This is a genomic window from Xanthomonas sp. NCPPB 2933 (assembly GCF_056725225.1).
In genome coordinates this window covers 784452-805349 of the sequence record NZ_CM161518.1, presented here as the reverse complement: position 1 = coordinate 805349, position 20898 = coordinate 784452, and the positions used below count along the sequence as shown (strand labels likewise).

Genomic DNA, 20898 nt, shown 5'->3' with positions numbered 1-20898 from the left:
CCTGTAATGCTATATCTGCGATGGATTGAAAAAACGCACACGGCCGTCCTCGTGCACCTCTGCATTCCATGTACGATCCAGCCATCGTACGCAGACAAGGAGTTCGGCGATGAGTGCGATTCATTCCAAGAGTGCGTTCGTCTATGAGCAGGTCAGACGTGCGCTGCAATCCGGGCGCTACCTGCCCGGTCAACGGATCGATCCAGGCAAGCTTGCTGGCGAATTCAACACCAGCGCTACCCCAGTGCGTTTTGCCTTGTATCGCCTGGTCGGCGAAGGGCTGGTTGCCGATCACGCACGCTATGGCCTGCAGGTGCCGTTGCTTACCGAAGTAGCGTTGCGCGATCTCTACGACTGGATGGAGCGCCTGTTGTCGATGGCCTGCGATATCGGCATGGAACCTGCGCCGCGCATCATCGTAGCGCCGGAATCGACCACCACGCAGGACGATGTGGTGAAGCAGACCTGGAAACTGTTCGACGCGATCGCGCGCGGCACCTCCCACTGGTCGCTACACCGTGCTGTCAAACAGGCCAACGACCGGCTGGCGCCAATACGCCGTGCCAAACAGGGCATGCTCGACGCGGTCGACGACGAGCTCGTGGCGCTAGAGCATCACTGGCAACAACGCGACTTCGTGGCGTTGCAGTCGGCCTTGCAGGCTTATCACGCACGACGCAAACAGGCTGTGCCACGCATCGTCGCTGCGTTGAACGAGCGTAGCCGCGACACGCGATAGTGCATTGGCTGCCTGTAGCAGCGCTAGAAAAGTGCCGTCAATCCGGGCATCGATCACAGACCGGATTTAATTACCGGCGTGCAACGCAGTAATCATTTGAAAATCAGATTCCTCGCTTCTTACCTTGTGCATGTCATGGAGCCCCATGACATAACTAGGAGACAGCGATGAACAGCAACGACACCACCCACAGCGATGCATCCAGCGAAATCACGGTGCTTGGCGTTGCCAGCACCGACACCAAAGGCGGCCCGCTCGCTGGCGAAGAGATCGGCGGCTTCAATGTGCCCGGCATTTCCGAAGAGTGAACCCGAGGCGTGCCTATGCGCACGCCTCTCCCACCAGGAGTAGAGACCATGGATACCAGCAACAACGACGCTCGCGCCACGGCGTTGGATCAGGATCTCATCGTACTCGGGGTCGCAAGCCTGGACACACAGGGCGGGCCATTGGCAGGCGAAGAAATGGGTGGCATCACCACCCTGGGCATCAGTCAGGACTAGGCACTGCCAACGCGCGGCAGGCGCCACTCGGCTGCAGATGCCGATAGGCAACTTCACAGGCCACGGGGCGCACTCGAACGGTGCGCCCCTTCTCTCTCCAGGACAATGCCATGCACCGCTACACATTGCGCGACGACCTATCGTTCTGCCGCATTGGCGAGCGCCTGGTGTTCCTGGATGTCGGCAACGACCGCTACTTCCGTCTGCCCAGTGCACAAGAACACTCCCTGCTCGCCTACCTGGCGCAAGAGCCGGTATCGGAGCCGGAGATCGACGGCCTTGTCGAACGCGGCCTGATTGTGCAGCGGTCGCAAGCCAGCGCCGGCCCGCAGCCTTCCGTCATGCCTGTTGCGCGTAGCGCGATGGAGACGCCCATACCAGCGCGACGACCACAGCTGTTTGAACTGTTTGAAGTGCTGGCGCTCGTGCTGTCCACGCGGCTGGCGTTGAAGCGCACTACGCTCAGCAAGATACTCGGCAGCCTCTCCGCTGGAGCACAGCGCCAGCGGGCGCAGCAAAGCTCGGTCGCCGGACTCGAGCAACGGCTCACCGATGCGGCATCGGTTTTCCGGCACGCACGCGTGTGGGTGCCGGTCGAAATGCGCTGTCTGCTCGATTCGGTCGCGTTGGCCAGATTCCTGCGTAGGCGCCAGCTCGATGCCCGGATTGTCTTCGGCGTCGCACTCGATCCGTTTTCGGCGCATTGCTGGGTGCAGACGGGCGATCTGGTCTTGAACGACACGGTTGGAAACGTCCACGCGCATACGCCCATCCGGGTGGTGTGATGTACCGCTACATCGCCTTGCTCAACCATCCGCAGACACACCGCGATGGCGACCGCGCCGGTGTCGATGAGGCGCTGCGACAGATCGGGTTACTTCCACGGCTACGCGCTGAATGCATCGATCTGTATGCATCAGACGACACGCCTGTACTCGACGTGCCCGGTGGCAGCGCACTGATCGGCCATGTCTTTTCGCGGCGCGACAACACCCCCTTGGTGGACGGCGCATCGCTGCAGGCGTTGTCGGCAGCACAGCGCACGCGGCACCTGATCGATGCGCACTGGGGCGAGTACCTGCTGTTGCACGCACCACACGAGGACCCAGGCACTGTCACCATCATGCGCGAGCCTTCCGGTGGCGTGGCATGCGTCTATGCGCTACAGCATGGCTTCATCACTTCAGACATCTCGATCGCCATGCATGCGGGTGTGTACACGCGTGAGATCGATTGGGACGCCATCGCCCATCATCTGCACTACCCGCACCTCAAGACCGAGCGCACCGGGCTTGTCGGCGTGCGCGAATTGCTGCCGGGCAGCCAGCTGTGTCTCCAGACCAACCGCAGCAGTGTCGAACAGGTCTGGAACCCCTGGGATTTCGTCGCAGCACCGCAGCGCCGGCACGACCCGTTCGCCGCACAGGCGCAGGTACGTCGGGCGGTGGCATCCAGCGTCACGTGCTGGGCGCAGACCGATGCGTCTGTGCTGCTGGAACTCTCTGGCGGTCTGGACTCGTCCATCCTCGCCGCGTGCCTGAAAGACACCACAGCGCGCGTGGCCTGCTGCAACCTGGTCACGCCGGTACCCGGTGCCGACAAGCGGCACTATGCCCGGCAGATGAGTGACTTGTTGGGCACCGAGCTGATCGTGCGGACACTCGGATTCGATGCGGCGCCGGTCGATTTCGCACCGCCGCCCCATGCGGTCGCGCCCAGCACCTGGTTTCTACAGCATGCCTCCAACGCATTGAAGGAGACCATCGCCGAGCAGCTCCCCGTCAGCAGTTTCTTTTCCGGCGGTGGTGGCGACACCGTGTTCTGCAACACCAGAACCGCCGCGCCCGCCGCAGATGCCTTCTGCGCAGGCGGCCTGCGCGCCGGCTTAACCGCAATCCATGCGCTTGCCGAGCTGCATCAATGCACGCTCTGGAAAGCAGGCAGGTTGACGATGAAGAAACTCCTCGCCAAGGCCGGCCCGCCGCGCAAGCCGGAGCGATCGTTTCTGCCAAGCACGCAGGCTGAGGTTCGGTTGCAATCGCATCCCTGGTTCGATGCCCCGCCCGGCAGCCTGCCCGGCGACCGCGAACGCATCTTCGATCTGGCCGGCACCCAGGTGTTCCGCGATGGATTGGCACGCAGCGCGTCATGGCACCTGCGCATGCCGCTGCTGTCGCAACCAGTGGTGGAAGCCTGCCTGAACGTGCCGAGCTGGATGTGGATCGACGGCGGCCGCAATCGCGCGGTGGCGCGCGATGCGTTTGCCGATGTGCTGCCTTCGCAGATCCTGCACCGCCGCAGCAAAGGCACCTTCATGAACTATTCCGGCGCGGTCTATCGTCAGGGCAGGCAGCAGATCCGCGATTATCTGCTGCATGGTCGACTCGAAGGCCAGGGGCTGCTGGATGCCGATGCGCTGCACCACCATTTCGACCACACGCTGGCCGACGGCGACCACAGCGTCATGCGCATCTTCGATCTGTGTGCGGTCGAGAACTGGGTCCGTCATCAAGGCTGATGTTGCCTGCGCTGGGTGGAAGCCTGCCGTGTGCGTGGCAACGTGTGCCACGCGCAAACGGCACCACGCACGCTAATCGCCACGCGCCGGCAGTGCCGCCTTGATTGCACGCCAGCGCGCGTACTGCGCGGCCTTCTCCGGCGCAGCGTCCTGGTAATCCTGCAGCCAGAAGCGGAACCAATCGACATTGCGCGCATACACCGCCAACTTGTGCTGCGGCTGAAATTTCTGGTGCGGCTCGTTCGGAAACACATACAGCTCGGCACGTTGCGCACGCAGCAGCGGAATAACGTAATCCAGTGCGTACAGATACTCCTGCTCGGAATGCTGAAACAGGATGGGCGCGCGAATCCTGTCCAGCTTGAACGCCGGCGACAACGCCTTCCAACGCTCCGGCGTCTGCTCCGGTGCGCCCAGGCCCCACATCTGGCGCAATCCCTTGAGGAAGGGCTCGCCCTTCATGCTGCCAAACAGGTAGTACGTCGGCGACACCACCGGGTTGGCGACCGAGGCGGCGGCCAGCAAGTTCGACTCGGTGGCCGTCCACAGGGTCACCGCACCGCCGAAGCTCAGCCCGCCCATGCCCACGCGCGTAGGATCGATGCCAGCCTGCGCTGACAACAGCACCACCGCGCTTTCCACTGCCGCCAGCCCCTCGCCGTGCCGCTCCACCGCGTCCAGCGTGTAGCCGGGCAGCTGGTTGATGCACAGCGCTGCGATGCCCACCTGCGCCAACGCGGCCAGCGGCCACTCGTCGCCCACGCCACCGCGCACGAAGCCTGGGCAGCTGTAGTAGGTGACGAACAATGGCAGCTTGCCGCCAGCCTGACTGCGTGCCGCAAAGAACTGGCCGCTGTACTGACGCCCACGTGCATCGCGCCACCGCAACAGCCGTGCGGGCGTCGCACGCGCCATGTCCGCCGCAAGCTCCGCGTTAGGATCGAACAGCACCTGCCGCGCGCCATTTTCCAGGCCGATACGTTCCAGACGTGGCGGGCGATCGGCCTCGGCTGTCACGCACACCAGCGCAGCGGCCGACGCACCGCAGTGTGTGGAGGAATCACGTCCGCCATTGATCAAACCACGCCCCTGCACCACCGCATGCACCTGCCCGGTGGCCGGATTCCAGCGCTGGATGGATTGCGCCAGGCCCAGCGCAGGATCGGTGATGGTGAACAGCACCTCCGCGCTGCCCGGCCGCCACTGCATTGCGGTGATCGCCTTGCCCACGCAGGCCGCCGCCGTGCAGCGCAGCGCCTTGCGTGCACGTGGGCCGGGCAACACCGACAGCGCCACCTGCGGCCGGTATAGCTGGCCGTTGCCATCACCCACACGCGACAGCACCGCCACCGCGTCGCCCTGCGGCGCACGCACGGATTGCCACATATCGCCGTCGATACCGCGCAGCGCACTGACGGGCGGTTCCTCCGCGGGCACCTGCGCAGCGGCAAGCGGCCGTGTGCTTGCCGTTGCCAGGTCCAGCGCCAGCCAGTGCTCCGGCACCTCGGCCGACAACCCGGTGCGATCAAACCACACACCAGCAAAGCGCTGCGTGGCCAGCCGCCCTTCCACATTGCCCGAGCGGAACAGGCCTTGCCCGAGCGGCACCGTCTCGTCGATCCGGATGCCCTGCGCATACTCGTCCTGTTCGGCCGCCATCACCTGCGCGCGCGTGGCACCGACGCGGTAACGCAGCACCCGCCCCTCCGCCTCCAACACGAAATCCTGCACGTCTGCCGCATCGTGGGTTACCGCTTGCGCGCCGGAGCCATCCGCCGCAGCCCGCCACACCGCGATCACGCCATCGAGCAACGCGCGGTAGTACAGCCAGCGGCCATCCGGCGACCACAGCACCTTCGCAGGCAACGCGCCGCCGGCCGAATCGCGCAACGGCACACCGCCATCGCCCACGCGTCTGGGCGCAGCATCCTGCAGGCCTTGCACATACCAGGTGCTGTCGTAGGTATTGCGCTGCACCGATGCCTGCTCGGTGCGAAAGGCCACGCTGCGGCCATCCGGCGACAGCGTGGGGCTGGCGATATCCACCACCTCCAGTAATCGCTGCGGCGATACCGTCTGCGCGTGGCCAACGCACACACCTGCCGCCATCAGCACGCCTGCAAGCAGCAGCTGCCACCGTTTGTGATTCGTCACGCATGCACTCCTCTCAGCAACGCTCAAGGCCCATCGCCTGCACATCGGCTGCCGCTGGCAGCCGATGCATCACCAGTGCTTGGACACCGACACGCTCACGAAGCGGCCAATCGCCGAATAGTTGGTGGAGTCGTACGCCGCCACGTACAGCGGCGAGGTCACCCGGTACAACGGCGGATCGCGATCGAAGGCGTTGTCCACCGACACGCCAAACTCCAGCCCGGCCCACGCATCGCGGCGGGTGCCGGTGGCGTAACGCAACGCCATATCGACCGTGGTGAACGATGCCGACTCCACCCCATCGGCGCGGTTGCGCACCCCGCCGCGGTAGTTGCCGAACAGCGAGGTAGTGAGCCCGCCCTGTTTCCACACCGCGCCCACGCGGCTGCTCAGCGTGGGCGGGTTGAACAGCGTGCCGGCCAGATCGAACGCCGGTTGCGTGGGCAACGTCTTCTGCGTGCTGTCCAGCCAACTCGCCGAGCCGCGCAAGGTCAGCGTGCCGCGCGCCAACGCCACCTGGTAGCTGCCGCTCAGGTCCAGACCCTCGATGTCCTGCTGCGCCACGTTGGCGTACTGCGTGTAGATGATCGCCGCCACCCGGCCCGGGTCGTAGGCGACGCCGGCAAAGTTGGAGAACCGGCTGGCCAGCGCGATCACATCGGCCTGCGCCTGCGGCGTCGGCGCGCGGTCCACGAACGGCGCGTAGATCGGATTGCGCAAGGCCTGGCTGGCATTGGTGATCGGCTGCAGCACGCGGTTGCTGTAGTCCACCCCGAACCAGGTCAGCTCCGCCTCCAGGCCATCCAGTGCCTCGGGGTGCCAGGCCAGCGAGACCGAGCGGGTGATGGCGCGTTCGGGCTGCAGATCCTGGTTGCCGCCATCGGCCACCAGCACCGTGGTCCCGGCGGGAAAGCCCACCCCGCCGAACGCGCCCGGCTGGAATAGCCACGCTTCCTGCGCGTAGTTGCGCTCGAACAGCGTCGGCGCCTTGAACGACTTGCCCCACGACGCCTTCAAGGTCACATCGCTGCCAGGCCCGTACAGCACGCCGAACTTGGGCGTGGTCACCCCGCCGAAGCTGCTGTAGTCCTCCCCGCGCACCGCCGCTGTCAGCGTCAGCCGCTGCACACCGGGCACGCCCTGCGCCGGGCCCACCAACGGCAGATTCACCTCCGCATAGGCGAAACGCGCGCTTTCGCTGCCATCGATCGTCTCCACGCCACTGACGTGGTTGACGTTGCGGAACGTGTTGCTGCGATATCCCACCCCGGCCGCCAGCCGCGCATCGCCCGCCGGCAGTGCGAACAACGGCCCTTCCGCACCCAGCTCGTAGCTGCGGCTGTCGTTGCAGTAGCACAGGTCGGTCACGCTCACCGCACCGCTGGCCAGCGCCGTTTCCTGGCGGTATTGATCGTGCTTGCTGTTGCCGTCGGTGGCGCCCAGCGTCAGCGTCCAGTCGCGGGGCAACCACACCACCAGGCTGGGCGAGAGCAGCAGGCTGGTGGTGGTCGGGGTGACTCGACTGTTGCGGCCACTGACCGCGTAGAAATGCAGCTGATCGCGCTCGCTGCGTAACGCGTCCAGCCGCAGCTCCGCGTTGTCGCCCAGCGACTGGTACGCGCTGAGCAAGCCGCTGCGCAGATCGCTGCCGGGATACAGCGTTGAAGGGTCGGTGAGTTGCGCGGTGTAAGTGCGCTGCCGGCTGTAGATCGGGTCTGCCGAGACGTCCTGATACGTGGCGATCAACCCGCCACTGCGCCAGGTGGTGCCGGCAGTGACGCTGTATTGCCGAGTGGTGAGGCCGCCTTGCGTGGCCTGCCCGAAGCGCGTGCCAACGCTCACCCCGTCGTAGTCGCGCTTGAGGATCACATTGCCAACGCCACCTACCGCGTCCGACCCATAGATCGCCGACGCACCGTCGGCCACGATCTCCAGCCGCTCCACCGCCTCCACCGGGATCGCACTGATGTCCACCGCCTGGGTGAACCCGCCATAGGCCAGCCGGCGCCCGTTGAGCAGGGTGAGCGTGGCATCGGCGCCCAGGCCACGCAGGTTGAGGCTTGCGCCGCCGGTCATGTTCTGGTTCGCGTTGCCGGCCCCGGCCAGGTTGCCGCTCAGCACGCCCGGGTTCTGCCCACCGGAGAAGTTCTGCGGCACGCTGCGGATCACCTCGCCCAGATCGCCGAAGTCTTCTTCGCGGATGCGCGCCGCACTGATTGCGATCACGGGCGACGGCACCGCGCCGCCCTTGATGCGTGTGCCGGTGACTTCGATGGTCTCCAATTCGGTTGCGGATGCTTGCGTCGATGGAATCGCCGCAGGCGCCGGTTCGGGAGAGGTGGCAGCCGCCGGGTCGCTGGTGCTTGCCGACGCGCTCGCCGGAATGCCGGCCGCCGCTGCCTGATCTGTTGCCGCTGCCTGCGGTGCCGCGGCCTGTGCCGTCGCCGCACCTGCCGCCCCGCTGCTCACAGCGAACAGGGCGAGAGAAATGGCGTCGCGTAACGTGCGTGTCTTCATGGAGCGTCCTTTGGCTTGCCTGGGTTGGCCCCGCCGACAGCGCACCCCCGGTCGACCCCGAAGCACGTAGCCAGCTGAGCAAGATCGGTCCTGCACCTGACTGCCGAAACAAAGCACCGCTGCGACAGCGGGCAATGATCAGTATTGCTAACTGTTTGCCGTACGATCAATCATCGCGCACGCAAAGCGCCTCGGTGCCCACCCGGGCCCGACACGCCAATCACTGCGCAACTTGTTGCACTTCCCCCACTGCCGGCAGTGGTCCCGACGCTCAACCCATCGTTGGCGTCGCCACCGCAGGCACTGCCGCAGCTACGTTTAACGTAGCCATCACACCAAGGCTACGTTTACCGTAGTATCGAAGTTAAGCCCGCTTTCGGAAGCTTCCGTGCATCGAAGTCCGGGACGCGCACACCCTTGGTTGAGAAACGACAGCTCCCCGTGTACAGCCGCCGGCTACGCGAGGCGCGCCAGGTCTACGGCCTGTCGCAGCGCAACCTGGGCATCAAGGCCGGCCTGGACGACTTTGTCGCCAGCACCCGCGTCAACCGTTACGAGACCGGCGTCCACCAGCCCGACCTGCAAACCATCCAGCGGCTGGCAAACGCCCTCGACGTGCCGGTGGCCTACTTCTATGCCGAAGAAGACGACCTGGCGCAGATGATTCTGGAGTACCAGCGGCGGGGCAAATCGGTACCCTGAAACGTGTGGGTTTGCAGTTACTTTCCTTTGTGCGGATATGCAATCAAGAGCTGCGCATTCGCTTCCACCAGCGCATCCCGATTCTGCTCAATACGCAACTTGAGCCGGTAATGCCCTGCCTTGAGCGATGTGTTGTAGGCAAATGCGAGCTCCCTAGAAACCGTCCCCGCAGGAGACAGCCCGGCATCCTGCATCGTCGTCACATCCGCATCGAGTGCGAATAAACCAGGCGCGGTACCGTCTGCAGCCAGGGCGATAGACGCAACCTGTCCCCGCCCTATCCGCTGACTACCCTCAAGTGGCACGGTGGTCGACCCAGCCTGCTGCAGGCGCTCCAGGTGCACGATTGCCACGATATTGGCGCTTATCAGCCGATCTGCGACATCGGCCAATACATCTGGGTCACTGGCAGTAAATCGAACGCCGATAAAGATCGGCTGCTCCGCATCGTCAGCCTGTGCGGGCACATCGAACTCCACTTCCATCGGCCCATCGTCGTCGTGGGCCAAGCTTCGTACCAACGGCACCGCCGTTCGCGCCTCTGCTTGCTCCTTCGTAATAAGTGCGCTTGCAGGCAGCGATTGCTTGCCGCACCCGGCAAGCAGAACCATCATCACTACCGCAAGTAAAGAACGCATTCGATGATGTGCAGTGCGCACAGTCCTTCTCCAGCGAGCGCTGATGCCGCGATTGAGAACTCAGGATAGATCTACCCCATCGTGTCAGGGAGACCCAATTCCGTGCCCGGTTACCTCGCTCGCCTGTCGACAGCGTCTTACTGAAGAAAAGCTCAGGCGGCGCCGCCAAAGGCGATACGTTGGGAGGTTCAAACTTTTACAGTCCTCAGAGGTTTCGGTTGACGCGAAACGAATGCAGCGCTCATACCATCCGAGGCGGCGGAGTGATCGAGTGGTCGCGTTGTTGCTCTTGTTGCTGGGATTGTTGCTGCCGCTGCGTCTCACCTAAGGACTGCAACTGCGCCAGAGACTGCTCGACCGGCTGTGCGATCGCGTCGTTCGTCTTCATGTGCGCCATCTTGTGTGCGGGATCGTTCAACGCCCCTTCCACAACGAACAGGTTCTCGCCCTGTCGCACGGACTTATAGTTCTCGCTCAGCACGACATGATCGATTCGCGACAGCCCGTTCTCTTTGGCTAAATACGCGCTACTTGCCGCCAGCCGGGCGCTGTTGTCGTCGTACTCACGGCCGAGACCTTGTTCAAGGCGGCGAACGGCCTCTTCTGCTTGGCGATGGAGTGGATCTTGTACGGGCGCAGAACCTTGGATATTTCGATACGTCGGCGCTGCGTTGTGATCGTCTCTATTGAGCTCCGGCGGAAATACACGCGGAGCGATCTGCTGCAACGTCGCGGGATCGATATCTCCCGTCGGGGAGAGGCCACGGGCCTGCTGATAGTTGATAACGGCTGGCTGCATCGACAGACGGTAGACACCATCCTCCTGAAGTGGCTGGTTATCTACTCCTCGGAAGCCTTCAGCATTCAACGTTCTCTGCACCTGCAGCACGATGTCAGACGATTCGCCGATGCGGATCGTGCCGTCGTCCACAATCGGCCTCGGCTCGATACCACCAATACGTGTCTGGGCATCAATCGATAGACGACCGCTCGCGAGGTCTTCCATGTAGTTTTCGGATTGCTGGTAGTAACGCGTGTCCATCTCCATATGGACATGCTTACCGGCGTTAGGCAGCCCCTTGTTGCTCTGCGTACCGAGCGACTGACCGTATTCCACGCTGTCGCCTACCGAAACACCGACTGGATCTAGATGCAAAACGCGCGCTACTAGCTCGCCGCCTTTGCGATCGTAAATATCTACGGCACCAAACCGGTCGGCGTCAACACGGGCGATGTAGCCTGCAACTGGCGAAGGAACATCCACCGCGCGAACGTTGGCGCCACCTGACGGAATCCGGCTATCTTCAAGCATGAAATCTTTGGTCAATAGCACCTGATCCGCGCCTAAAGCGCTGGATGCGCCTCCGTCAGTCCTACGTGTTTCCAGCTCCTGAATTTCGCCGCCAATCACACCGTAAGAGCGCGTGCGCGAGTTTTCGACATTGACTGGAATGCCATCTACCACCTGAGCACGCGCATTCGCCCCGGGGTGATGAGTAACCAAGCCTTCCAGATCCTCAACAGGCTGATTGCCAAGCCTGGGACTATGAAGCTGTTGCAGCCTGTATGACGCTGGTTGAACGACTTTACCGTCTTCTTCTGCCATGACGTCTCTCCTTGATCATGCCAACCCTAGTTCAATTATTTACACCGACGATACTGCTTGACGGATTCGCCGTCGGAAATTACCAGATGCTCGCCCTTCAAAATGTATAGGTCATCAGTTCTTATATCCGGTGCAATGTCCGACTTGGCGGAAACGACCCATGCATGTGGGTCGGTGGAAACAAGCTTGATTGATACCGGAGTCTCCTCGTGCTCGTACCCATGCAGTCGGGTCTTCTCGATGCGTATGGGCGAATCAGAATCAGGATTCAAGGGTAGCTTGCAGGATTGCGGCCCCAGGTCCCACATCCCCTGGAGTTCTGTAGGATATGCAATGGACTGCCGCGCCTTGGTAGCTGACACCGCACTGCAGCTAGGCAACAGAAGGGAAACTGAAAGGAGCACAGTCAACATCCGCATACTTACCTCTACTCGATGGTCGTGGTCGGCGCGCAAGCCTTATAGAGGGCGCTTGCCCACTATACCTAAGCCACTAATCAAGCAGACACATCATTACGCAGCACGCGCCTTATGCCCCTGGATGAATTGCCTTGCATGCTGCGCGGGCGACATCTAGCGCCGCGCCCTGCGCGGCTGCAGCGGCACCTCCACCGGCGCCAACACCTCCATCAACACCTGCCCCTCGCTGGCAGTAATCCGTAGCTTTGTTCCGATAGCGAAGCCCAACTGCTCCAGCCATAGCCCGCTAAGGCGGACGTGGGGCACGTGTTGGTCGCCGGCGTGGTCGTAGAGGGTGTAGCTGACGGTGCATTGGCGCGGGCGGCGGGCGCGGCGGGGTGCATGCAAACGGCGGGGCTTTGCGGCGTTGTGTCCGGCTCGGGCGCGAGCATCGGTGGCGGTTTGGGTGCTGTGGGGAGCGGACTTGCGCAAAGGAAATTGAGAAAAACCTTCTATCTCGCGAATTGATCAATCCTTTGCAAGCATGTCCGCAAACGATCTCAACGCGTCATCGTTGGTCCAGGCGGAGTGACTTCCTGTTGCGATTGCTCAAGCGCTTGCTGCTGCTCCCGTGCCTGCGATTGGGCTTGATTAATCGATTGCACGCGCTCGAACGACTGGTTTTCAGGCGTTTGCACTGCCTGCACAGTGGCCATGTCGGCACGGTGGTGCGCTGGATCGCTCTGGGTGCCCTGCACCAGAAACACCTTTTCTCCGGCCGCGAGCTTGTCTGTCGGGTTGTTGAGCAGCACATGGTCTACCCGCGATAAGCCTTCTTCCTTTGCGAGCACAAGCAGGCTTGCCGTCATGCGCTCACTCGATGCATCCCACTCCCGGCCATGTTGCGCATCGAGCTTTTCTACGCCACCTTTGATCTGTTGGTACAGCGCATGATCCGCGTGGCCAGGCTGCGAGGGCGACAGCGCCGGTGATGATTGTGATTGCGGGTCGCGCTCACGCAACTCGTGCTCCAACTCCTGCACGGAGATTGGCGACACGTGCAAGTGGGTATTCTTGCTGTGCTGGAACAGGCCGGGCGTCGGTGGCTGCGTGCTGCTGTCGAGGTAAGGCATGGGGCGCGTATCGCTGCCCAGGTCGATGCCGTTGCGTTCCAGTACTTCTTCTTTTAATCCCAGACGCTGCATGTCCAGGATCATTGGCTGTTCTGGATCGCCGGGCCTGGGCTTGTTGTATTGACGCTCGTAGATGGCAGCTGTTCCAACCACCCACGGGCCGTAGTGGTTGGCGTAGTCAGACTGCCCCGCGTGACCAATGCGAGTGCTCTTGGCAACCTTGTCGAAGAAGTTGACGCCCATTGCCTCGACGTTGGCAGCGTTGACGGGCATCGTCATATCTGCGTTCAAGGTGAGGTTGGACTTGAGCGCGTAATTAAATTGCGGCATTCCGCCAGTCCGATCAATGAAGTCATGCATACGGCCTGGCGCTTCCCGATAAATATCTTCCAAGGAAGCATGCGGATTTGATTGCCTTACCCTGCTAACGGTTGCATTCCAGCCTGCGATTTCTGCACTCGCTTCATCCATACGGTTGCTTGAGAGAACTTTCTCGGCTGCGTCAGAATAGTCGTGCGTGGTCTTGGCTATCTGCACCGCAGCGGTTTCGAAATCTTTGCGAGAGGCGGCTGCGGCTGTGCTGTATAGGCAATGTTGCAATTCATGGCCTAGTACAAACGTCATCTCACCTGAGTCGAGCGACTTCCCACCAGGTCCATTCGACAACCTGGCCAGAGGTAGCCGGATGGAATGATCATCCGGCGTGAACGTTCCGCCTGCATTCGGGTCGGTCAGGGGTTTTAGGCCGAGCACGCGCTGCTTGGCAACCGCCTCATTGAATTGGTCAAGCAAAACGGGCGATGCGGCGAGCACACCTTGCAAATTGACGACATGTTCGGGGCTGACGCCTGGCTGGCGGCCGAAGTCATCAACAATCGCTTGCGCCTGTGGACTCAATGGCATGACCGTTCCTTGGATTAACGAATGTAGATCCATTCAACGCAGTGGTGCTCCACCCGCTCCTGCGGCGCATCGGCCTCGCCTCGTGGAAACACCTCCACGCGCATGCCTGGGCGACTGAAGAAGTCACTCATCCATCGCCCGTCTTCCACCATGTTGCGTTGACGCACAAACCCGATGCTCTCTAGCTTCTTGGTAAACGTATCGAAATCGATCCTGCAGATCTCCGTCATGGGCGGGGAAGCACCCGCTTGCGCTGGAACAAAGGTGAACTCGAACCAACGCCCCGCAGTAGGCGTCTGGTCCATGCCAAAGCTGTAACCCCATTCAGTGGTAAGCGGAGCACTGGCACCGTAGCGCTTGGGATCTGTTGCCGCATGCGTAACCGGAACCCCCATTTTGGATTGCAGGTAGTCAGGTGTCAGATCGTCAAGTCCGTGAATCGCTTCAATCAATGCAAGCATGCGGGTAAGCGCATCCTCTGCCGTTCGTATCGGCCCGCTAGATTCACTGCCAGCGGGAATGACTGCGGAATCGGGTGAGGAACGCATGGCAGATGTCTCCGTGACGGTTGCCGGGGGCGGGGCCGCCGCCGTGTGGGCGCATGCGCCCAGAGTGAGGGTGGCGAGCAAGGTGTAGAGGGGCCGCGCGATCATGAAGCGTCCGTTGTGCGCTGGTGTGGCTGCGACGCTAGTGGCATCCGGCACCGAGGTCAATCGCAAGGTCCCTGGCAGCGGTAGCATCACCGCCGCACGCCGCGCGCTTTGGACGGCACCTCCACCTGCGCCAACACCTCCATCACCAACTGCCCTTCGCTTGCAGTGATACGCAACTTTGTGCCGATCGCAAAGCCCAGTTGTTCCAGCCATAGCCCGCTAAGGCGGACGTGGGGCACGTGTTGGTCGCCGGCGTGGTCGTGGGCGCCGGGGTAGAGGGTGTAGCTGACGGTGCATTGGCGCGGGCGGCGGGCGCGGCGGGGTGCATGCAAACGGCCGGGGCCTTGCGGCGTTGTGTCCGGCTCGGGCGGCAGCATCGGTGGCAGCTGGGTGCGATCGGGTTCGACGATGACCCACTGCACCCGCTTGGGTGGCGCGGGGCGCGCACGTTGACGGGTGGGCCGTGCGGTGGCGGACGCGTTGGGCGGGCGGCGGCGTGTCATGGCGCCTCCGGGTGGCGAGTGTTGGTGATAGGTGCAGCAACGCACTGCTGCAACGCCACGTCGATGCGGGCGGACAGGCTGCGCAAGGCCTGCGACAACACACTGGGTTGGCTGAGCAATTGCTGCGCGGGATCGTCGCTGGCCTGCTCAAGGGCCGCGCGTGCGGCCAGCCGGCGCAGTACCTCGCCTACGTCCCACAGCAGGCCGTGAGCAGAGGCTGGCAACAGATAACCCGGCACCGGGGCCGGCGTGGATGGTGCGGTAGACATGGCAACGCCCTCCTGGAACAACCCAAGAACCGCCGCCAACGGCGACGGGATGTCGGGAGGTTCGAAACCGCTCATAGCCGGCGGGCGTATTCCCCTTGCGGGTGTTGTATTAGCCGCCCTCCCGACGCAGGCATCGCATCGGTTGCACCTACAGAATGCAGGCACAAAAAACCCACCGGTTTGACGGAGGTGGGTACCGCTATGAGGGGAGTTTCGACGCTCCTTGCTGGAGAGCTTGCATCTGGCAAAGAAAGCTTGTCAACCACTAAAACAAGCGGCCAAGAAAGAAGCTTTGAACTGGCTCCACATCTTCGAGCATCAAGTTGCTAACCTGGTGCACAGCGAGGATGACTATGACCCATGCCGTTTTCACTGCGTCTGAGAGTTCTGCATATGACGACAGGATTGAGGAGCGCTATCACTTCCCTTCAACCTACCTTCGCGCGGTCAACGCAGCGCTTGGCGATCTGATTATTTACTACGAACCGAGACGGACCTCTGGCCCTCACAGCGCCACTGGACGCAGCGCGTATTTTGCTTGCGCACGTTTGCTCTCAATCGATCCAGACCCGATGCACCAAGATTACTTCTATGCGCGTCTAGGGGAGTTCATAGAGTTTGATCGTGCAGTTCCGTTCTCTCAGAAGGGCCACTATTACGAGTCGATGCTGAAGAAGGAAGATGGGTCAACAAACAAGGGCGCATTTGGAAGGTCCGTACGCGGCATCAGCCCCGAAGAGTTCGATGCAATCATCAGGCTAGGCATGTCCGCACCCATCGAATCGTGGGAGCGTCAGGACTCTGCTATCGACTCCGTAGGGCACCGGATTAGTGAGCACGAAGCCCCTATCTATGCAGAGAGAAGCGTTGTGCAACGACTGACAAACAGAACATTTCGAGATGTGGCCTTTCGCAGACATGTCAGGATTGCCTACGAGAACACTTGCTCGGTCACTGGCCTGAGGCTGATCAACGGAGGCGGCAGGCCAGAAGTGCAGGCTGCACATATTCGCCCTGTGGAAGCTAATGGCCCAGACACGGTGCGTAACGGCATCGCGCTCACAGGAACTGCCCACTGGCTCTTCGACCGTGGCTTGATTTCCATCTCTCCAACCTACGACATCCTCGTATCGCCACACGGAGTTCCCGATGAACTGGACAGGCTGATCGCTAGGGATCGTCGCCTCATCCTTCCCAAGGTTTCAGAACTGCGCCCGCACCAGGCCTACCTGGAGTGGCACAGGCACAATCGCTTCAAAGTCTAGGGATCTACGAGGGACCGTATTCCCTGCAGTCGGCGGAAATCTATAGACATTGACCGAGACTTCTAGCCCCCAATTTCCAACCACTCTGCAGCACGACCGGCATCTGTCAATTGATCGCCCTTGATCAAACAAGCCATTGCGCCAATGGCAGCCAGCGCGACATACACCCAAGCAAGAACGGCAAACTGCTGAGCTAGTTTCCCAGTCACAATCCAATAGGCCAGAAAAAGCCCTGGGCAGCCCAGCAAGAAATACCCCACGTTGAGCATCAGCACCTTGCGCTTTCGAGTGATGGCGCTGATGTTCTTTGGATTACGCCAATGTACTTGCGATGTCGCCACGTCGAAAGTGAAAAGGCTCCAACCGTCCGAGACGTCAAGCAATGCCCTACCAGGATTTTGACTAACCATCAGCTTACGAATCAATATTGTCGGCAGGTATTTACCGAATAGATGACGAACACTTACACATAGCCATAGGTCACTTCGCCCCTCTATTTCCTTGAATGCGTCAAGGAAATCCTTTCGGTCTGTGCTCCGCGAGCGGTGCAGGCTAAACCCGCCCTTCACAAGAATGCTTCCGATCACAATCATGATCACCGGAACGGCTATAGAAAGACCTCCGGCTTGCAACAGGTGCTTTATTACTTCATCCATACATCAGCCCCCCGTAAGGCAACCGCCAGAACCTCGAAAATTTAATATTTCTAAGAATTTATTCTTTTCATAAGTTCACCGAATGAAACCTCTTCAACGTCATGACTTGTCCATGCAAGTGTACAATTGGCTTTTTTGAGCGCCTCTATTAAATCCGTTATAACAGAAGCACTGCCAATAGTGTGAATGTATAACTTCCTCAAAGTTTTATCTTGAGGCTTACTTCCCGCCGGAAGTTTTTTAATACCCATGAGATTAACTTTATCTGCCTGATCAACTACATTTACCAACTTCGAGCCAACTTCCGGCGATATTTCGCGAATTTTATCGATCTTAATTTGAAGTGGTAGCTGACTAGGTATCCCCCGGTTTATTTGCTCCAAAAATTCTTCAAAGATAAATACCCCGCCAGTCCCGGCCAGCATGAGTTCATCGATAACCGCCTTCTTATCAGCCTCATCGAAGTATATATAAAAATCACCGCCCCTGTGACTACCGTAGAGCTTCAACTTGAGCAGATTTTTGTGTTTCTTAATTGAACAAACAACCTATCCCTCGACTCCTTGTCTTCTTCAGAGAAAAACATCATGAAAACGAATCGACCTTTACCCTGAGTTATTTCGAAAGCAATTGTAGGCTCGGATCGACCAATCGACTCATTATAGATATCACTAATCCCTGTGAGATTAAACTTAATTGCCATTTGTGCCTCCAGCTACTTAATAGATTATCAAATAAAAACTCGACGACGCATTAATAACTTTTAACTTAGCACTTTACCTAACGAGAGCCATCCTTCGACTCCAGACTTCTTGGATGTTCCTTACACCCCTCAACCGAACACAACAGGAATCATGAAAGCCTACTTCAGATCAAACTAAAGCATAAAAGACTAGTAATTTCACTATAAAAAATTCAATACCATTGGGAATCTAATCCACCAACTGGGGCGATTCAACGCCTACCGTGCCCTGCGCGATGAAGCCCTGTGCGGCGAATTGTTTGGCAGCATCCGCCTTCATCTACAGCAGCGCCCTGGGCCACGCCGCCTCCCGCGCGATGGTCGAAGCCGAGACCCGCCGCCATGCGGGCGTCTGGCTTGGTCATCGGCCACGCAACCCGAGCGCTGTCGATTAGTAAATGAACCTGACCCAGTTCCTCTCTTTGGTACATAGACCGCTAGCAGTGTCGGATTCACTTCCCAAGCAAATTTTGGGCTGGGGGCTCATTTCGGGAAGCCTTCTGGGTGTAAGCATCTAAGCCTGACTGCGAGCAAATTCGATAGCCTGACTTCTAGCTTGTCGAGGTAGCAGGTGCTAACGTGCCTGCACAGACCCCATACCGGGCATGAACGTGGATATAAAAATTAGGCTCATTTTTGCTACGGGATTACTCGCACTCTCAACCTTGGCTGCTTGTGCAGGAGGAAACATGCGCTCTGATTACAAGAAGAAAGATGTTCAGCCGGTCAAGATCGAAAAATCAGGCGATTCACTGCAAATTACTTACCACATGCCTGCAGAAAGTCTGTTTTATTCTCCCGGCATTGATTTCGTGAATGAGGGTGGCGTCTTGCGTATCGCTATCCGTAGATGCGGCATCAATGAGAAGTGTGATGCCATGGCGAAAGCTGCCATGCCGCCAGCTGAGCCGTGGACACCAAAAGTCACCGTACCGTACGCAGGCGAAAAGGTCGTACTGGTCTACGCAGACAGTGAAGAGACGTTGGCCCCTTAATTCCAGTCAAGGAGCGATGCAATGAGCACCGAACCGGCGAATGAGCGCGTTGTGCTTGGAATACACAGCAATGGTGGACAGGGAGGCCTGACGGATGGCCATGCGTGGATTACGGTCAAGCGAGGCGATTCGCCCACGGAGTATTATGGACTTTGGCCCGACAACCATCCGATGGTGAAGGATAACGGGGCTGGCACCGACATCCGTTCCGGAATGGAAAAGGTACAACCTTCTGATGCCGACCGCTACTACGAACTGTCACCAGCTCAAACCAAAGCCCTCGACCAAGCGCTTCGCGAGAACGTCACCTGGGAACTAAATAACAACTGCTCGTCGTGGGCTAGCGAGACGGTGTCTCGCGTCACCGGAAAGCAGATTGATGCAGGCACGTGGCTGCCCACCGTGGAAACGCCCAATGCGTTGATCGGCACCATTCGCGAGCTGGAGTCTCGACATCCTACGTCCCCGTCCACGCCTGAAGCGGATGAGCCTGCGCGCGAGGGACGATCAAGCAACTCACTTGGGAAGGTCGAGCCATCGGAAGAACGTAACAGTCCTTCGGCTAGGGCAATGACTGATCCAGAGCACGCTGGCAATCGCCTTTTCGCCGGGCTACGCGAAGGGTTGCCTCTGCACATCTCCGATGAGCGGGTCGCTTTCGCCGCTCAGCGTGCGCACGAAGCCGGAATCAACGACATGTCGAAGGTGGGCCGGGTCATTGAGCGGGAAGGCGACGTGTTCGTCGTCGGCACGACTCCTGGGTTCCGCGCCTCGGTACTAGCTGGCGAGCAGCCCCCCACCATCGAACATTCCAGTACAGCGCTTGCCCAGCAAGCTGCTGCGCAGCCTTCAATGGAGCCCCAGGCTCAGAGCATGAGCCCCCGAATGGTTTAGCGAACTTCTTGGAACACCCCGGTGCGTGCACGCCTGCTTGATGATCCGGCGGCGTATCACCGGTCCAGTAGCCAATCTTGGCCAGCGCGGGCACTCCGCGCTGACTCCACACTCCTGGTGGCCTGCGCTTGGCAACGGCTGGGATGAGCGATCGAACGACTACCGCGCTCTTGTCGGCAAAGCCTGTCCGACGAACTGCTCCCCAGCATCCGCCTCCGTCTGTAGCAACAGCGCCATTTAAAGGGATTGAGGCAATTGGCCAACCTGAGTCACCCCGGCAGGACGACCACGTGGACGTCACGTCGTTGGCCTGCCCAATGCACGCTCTACCATCGCCTGGAAGCGCGAGTCGCCCAAGGCGCGCTCCTGCATGAGGTGAAAGCGGAATGCATGTTCGTCCTCTCGGGCTAGACCCGCATGAAACCACTTGCATAGACAGACACCCGCTCGACTGCATCGCAGCCAAGATGCAAATAGACCTCGTGCGGCGTGATGAGTAGGCTTTTCGCACGCCCCAGATGCGTGTGCACGCTTGACCAGCGGTACTCGGTTGACAATGCCACCATGCGGGCGCGCACCGGATTGAGTTCGATGTAGCGCAAGGCCGTGAGCACATACCGTTCGGTCTGCACCAGGCAGGACTTGAACCGCCCTGCCACAGGGTTCCGCTACGCCGGTGCCTGACGTTGAAGGCCTGCACATACGATTGGCCGCTGAGCCGCATCGCCGAAGACACTGCGCCAGCCTTATCCGCCGAGACCAGCAGGTGCACGTGGTTGTCCATCAGCACAAACGCATGCACCCGCACAGCAAAGCGCTCGCAGGCCATGCGTAACAGCAGGCAATAGTGGTGCCGATCCTCATCATCCTAGAAGATCGCGCACCGATTCACGCCTCTCTAGACGACATGCATCGGAACGCCGGGCAGTTCCAGACGCAGCTGACGCGGCATGGCCGGGCCTCCTGCTGAAGAAGAAGACCTCAGCCTGACGGCAGCGACACAGCCCCGCGATCAGGCATCGCCGCGCGGTTCTGTACGACCGGTTCGCTTAGTTACCTCCGTCCCCTTTCGCACCTTTCGCCGATCAAGACCAGGCGGCGCCCCCGCTA

The 20898-nt window shown here is 60.5% G+C and carries 19 protein-coding genes and 3 pseudogenes; 9 read left to right on the top strand and 13 right to left on the bottom strand.

Annotation, left to right across the window (positions count from 1 at the left end; all coding sequences use genetic code 11):
• Window positions 1-109 precede the first annotated feature (109 nt).
• The 5 genes from AC1PLU_RS03475 to AC1PLU_RS03455 all read left to right on the top strand — a co-directional run bounded on the left by AC1PLU_RS03475 (window position 110) and on the right by AC1PLU_RS03455 (window position 3760).
• Window positions 110-739, top strand: a complete 630-nt coding sequence (locus AC1PLU_RS03475) for a GntR family transcriptional regulator (protein ID WP_193726334.1) — start codon at window positions 110-112, stop codon at window positions 737-739.
• 167 nt (window positions 740-906) lie between these two features.
• Window positions 907-1047 (top strand): lasso peptide xanthomonin 1, encoded by a 141-nt coding sequence (locus tag AC1PLU_RS03470; protein ID WP_023905249.1) that lies wholly within the window; start codon window positions 907-909, stop codon window positions 1045-1047.
• A 48-nt stretch (window positions 1048-1095) separates the two neighbouring features.
• The gene (locus AC1PLU_RS03465; RefSeq protein WP_023905250.1) at window positions 1096-1242 is read left to right on the top strand and encodes a benenodin family lasso peptide; all 147 of its coding nucleotides are present in this window, start codon (window positions 1096-1098) and stop codon (window positions 1240-1242) included.
• A 110-nt stretch (window positions 1243-1352) separates the two neighbouring features.
• Window positions 1353-2027, top strand: a complete 675-nt coding sequence (locus AC1PLU_RS03460) for a lasso peptide biosynthesis B2 protein (protein WP_481107717.1) — start codon at window positions 1353-1355, stop codon at window positions 2025-2027.
• Window positions 2027-3760: a lasso peptide isopeptide bond-forming cyclase gene (locus tag AC1PLU_RS03455; protein ID WP_481107716.1), complete on the top strand. Its 1734-nt coding sequence runs from the start codon at window positions 2027-2029 to the stop codon at window positions 3758-3760. The genes AC1PLU_RS03460 and AC1PLU_RS03455 overlap by 1 nt, the downstream gene beginning before the upstream one ends.
• A 72-nt stretch (window positions 3761-3832) precedes the next feature.
• On the opposite strand, the gene AC1PLU_RS03450 is transcribed toward AC1PLU_RS03455, so the two are convergent.
• The gene (locus tag AC1PLU_RS03450; RefSeq protein WP_481107715.1) at window positions 3833-5914 is read right to left on the bottom strand and encodes an Atxe2 family lasso peptide isopeptidase; all 2082 of its coding nucleotides are present in this window, start codon (window positions 5912-5914) and stop codon (window positions 3833-3835) included.
• Between the two features lie 69 nt (window positions 5915-5983).
• The gene (locus AC1PLU_RS03445; protein ID WP_481107714.1) at window positions 5984-8431 is read right to left on the bottom strand and encodes a TonB-dependent receptor plug domain-containing protein; all 2448 of its coding nucleotides are present in this window, start codon (window positions 8429-8431) and stop codon (window positions 5984-5986) included.
• A 441-nt stretch (window positions 8432-8872) separates the two neighbouring features.
• Here AC1PLU_RS03445 and AC1PLU_RS03440 point away from each other — a divergent pair, with 441 nt between their 5' ends.
• Window positions 8873-9133, top strand: a complete 261-nt coding sequence (locus tag AC1PLU_RS03440; RefSeq protein WP_481107713.1) for a helix-turn-helix domain-containing protein — start codon at window positions 8873-8875, stop codon at window positions 9131-9133.
• 17 nt (window positions 9134-9150) lie between these two features.
• Here AC1PLU_RS03440 and AC1PLU_RS03435 read toward each other — a convergent pair whose 3' ends face one another.
• From AC1PLU_RS03435 to AC1PLU_RS03400, 8 genes and pseudogenes are all read right to left on the bottom strand, one after another.
• A complete protein-coding gene (locus AC1PLU_RS03435; RefSeq protein WP_481107712.1) occupies window positions 9151-9771 on the bottom strand; it encodes a hypothetical protein in 621 nt (206 codons plus the stop codon).
• A 241-nt stretch (window positions 9772-10012) separates the two neighbouring features.
• Window positions 10013-10819 (bottom strand): XVIPCD domain-containing protein, encoded by an 807-nt coding sequence (locus tag AC1PLU_RS03430; RefSeq protein ID WP_481108458.1) that lies wholly within the window; start codon window positions 10817-10819, stop codon window positions 10013-10015.
• A gap of 42 nt (window positions 10820-10861) precedes the next feature.
• Window positions 10862-11083 (bottom strand): annotated as a pseudogene (locus tag AC1PLU_RS03425) (XVIPCD domain-containing protein); the annotation flags it as partial.
• A gap of 866 nt (window positions 11084-11949) precedes the next feature.
• Window positions 11950-12227, bottom strand: a pseudogene (locus AC1PLU_RS03420) (SymE family type I addiction module toxin).
• A gap of 108 nt (window positions 12228-12335) precedes the next feature.
• Window positions 12336-13811, bottom strand: coding sequence for an XVIPCD domain-containing protein (locus tag AC1PLU_RS03415; protein ID WP_481107711.1), 1476 nt, complete (start codon window positions 13809-13811; stop codon window positions 12336-12338).
• Window positions 13812-13825: 14 nt separating this feature from the next.
• Window positions 13826-14464, bottom strand: a complete 639-nt coding sequence (locus AC1PLU_RS03410; RefSeq protein ID WP_481107710.1) for a hypothetical protein — start codon at window positions 14462-14464, stop codon at window positions 13826-13828.
• Between the two features lie 86 nt (window positions 14465-14550).
• Window positions 14551-14967, bottom strand: coding sequence for a SymE family type I addiction module toxin (locus tag AC1PLU_RS03405; RefSeq protein WP_481107709.1), 417 nt, complete (start codon window positions 14965-14967; stop codon window positions 14551-14553).
• The gene (locus AC1PLU_RS03400) at window positions 14964-15236 is read right to left on the bottom strand and encodes an XAC0095 family protein (RefSeq protein ID WP_481107708.1); all 273 of its coding nucleotides are present in this window, start codon (window positions 15234-15236) and stop codon (window positions 14964-14966) included. The genes AC1PLU_RS03405 and AC1PLU_RS03400 overlap by 4 nt, the downstream gene beginning before the upstream one ends.
• 353 nt (window positions 15237-15589) lie before the next feature.
• Here AC1PLU_RS03400 and AC1PLU_RS03395 point away from each other — a divergent pair, with 353 nt between their 5' ends.
• Window positions 15590-16501, top strand: coding sequence for an HNH endonuclease (locus AC1PLU_RS03395; RefSeq protein ID WP_228418554.1), 912 nt, complete (start codon window positions 15590-15592; stop codon window positions 16499-16501).
• A 62-nt stretch (window positions 16502-16563) separates the two neighbouring features.
• Here the strand turns inward: AC1PLU_RS03395 and AC1PLU_RS03390 are convergent, their stop codons facing one another.
• Window positions 16564-17157 (bottom strand): hypothetical protein, encoded by a 594-nt coding sequence (locus AC1PLU_RS03390; protein WP_228418556.1) that lies wholly within the window; start codon window positions 17155-17157, stop codon window positions 16564-16566.
• 50 nt (window positions 17158-17207) lie between these two features.
• Entirely contained in the window at window positions 17208-17666 is a 459-nt protein-coding gene (locus AC1PLU_RS03385) for a hypothetical protein (protein ID WP_481107707.1), read from the bottom strand.
• Window positions 17667-18504: 838 nt separating this feature from the next.
• Between AC1PLU_RS03385 and AC1PLU_RS03380 the strand changes: the two genes are divergently transcribed.
• Together AC1PLU_RS03380 and AC1PLU_RS03375 are read left to right on the top strand one after the other, a co-directional pair.
• Window positions 18505-18894 carry a hypothetical protein gene (locus AC1PLU_RS03380; protein WP_481107706.1) on the top strand — a complete coding sequence of 130 codons (390 nt, stop codon included), beginning with the start codon at window positions 18505-18507 and terminating at the stop codon, window positions 18892-18894.
• 21 nt (window positions 18895-18915) lie between these two features.
• Window positions 18916-19788 (top strand): hypothetical protein, encoded by an 873-nt coding sequence (locus tag AC1PLU_RS03375; RefSeq protein ID WP_228418562.1) that lies wholly within the window; start codon window positions 18916-18918, stop codon window positions 19786-19788.
• 297 nt (window positions 19789-20085) lie between these two features.
• On the opposite strand, the pseudogene AC1PLU_RS03370 reads toward AC1PLU_RS03375, so the two are convergent.
• Window positions 20086-20680: pseudogene (locus AC1PLU_RS03370) on the bottom strand (transposase).
• Window positions 20681-20898 lie beyond the last annotated feature (218 nt).

Excerpts from the sequence above, each read along its gene's own strand:
- AC1PLU_RS03405 (WP_481107709.1), bottom strand. The coding sequence starts at position 14,967 with ATGACACGCCGCCGCCCGCCCAACGCGTCCGCCACCGCACGGCCCACC.
- AC1PLU_RS03375 (WP_228418562.1), top strand. The coding sequence starts at position 18,916 with ATGAGCACCGAACCGGCGAATGAGCGCGTTGTGCTTGGAATACACAGC.
- AC1PLU_RS03410 (WP_481107710.1), bottom strand. The coding sequence starts at position 14,464 with ATGATCGCGCGGCCCCTCTACACCTTGCTCGCCACCCTCACTCTGGGC.
- AC1PLU_RS03400 (WP_481107708.1), bottom strand. The coding sequence starts at position 15,236 with ATGTCTACCGCACCATCCACGCCGGCCCCGGTGCCGGGTTATCTGTTG.
- AC1PLU_RS03390 (WP_228418556.1), bottom strand. The coding sequence starts at position 17,157 with ATGGATGAAGTAATAAAGCACCTGTTGCAAGCCGGAGGTCTTTCTATA.
- AC1PLU_RS03455 (WP_481107716.1), top strand. The coding sequence starts at position 2,027 with ATGTACCGCTACATCGCCTTGCTCAACCATCCGCAGACACACCGCGAT.
- AC1PLU_RS03380 (WP_481107706.1), top strand. The coding sequence starts at position 18,505 with ATGAACGTGGATATAAAAATTAGGCTCATTTTTGCTACGGGATTACTC.
- AC1PLU_RS03445 (WP_481107714.1), bottom strand. The coding sequence starts at position 8,431 with ATGAAGACACGCACGTTACGCGACGCCATTTCTCTCGCCCTGTTCGCT.
- AC1PLU_RS03415 (WP_481107711.1), bottom strand. The coding sequence starts at position 13,811 with ATGCCATTGAGTCCACAGGCGCAAGCGATTGTTGATGACTTCGGCCGC.
- AC1PLU_RS03430 (WP_481108458.1), bottom strand. The coding sequence starts at position 10,819 with ATGGAGATGGACACGCGTTACTACCAGCAATCCGAAAACTACATGGAA.
- AC1PLU_RS03460 (WP_481107717.1), top strand. The coding sequence starts at position 1,353 with ATGCACCGCTACACATTGCGCGACGACCTATCGTTCTGCCGCATTGGC.
- AC1PLU_RS03435 (WP_481107712.1), bottom strand. The coding sequence starts at position 9,771 with ATGCGTTCTTTACTTGCGGTAGTGATGATGGTTCTGCTTGCCGGGTGC.
- AC1PLU_RS03470 (WP_023905249.1), top strand. The coding sequence starts at position 907 with ATGAACAGCAACGACACCACCCACAGCGATGCATCCAGCGAAATCACG.
- AC1PLU_RS03395 (WP_228418554.1), top strand. The coding sequence starts at position 15,590 with ATGACCCATGCCGTTTTCACTGCGTCTGAGAGTTCTGCATATGACGAC.
- AC1PLU_RS03475 (WP_193726334.1), top strand. The coding sequence starts at position 110 with ATGAGTGCGATTCATTCCAAGAGTGCGTTCGTCTATGAGCAGGTCAGA.
- AC1PLU_RS03465 (WP_023905250.1), top strand. The coding sequence starts at position 1,096 with ATGGATACCAGCAACAACGACGCTCGCGCCACGGCGTTGGATCAGGAT.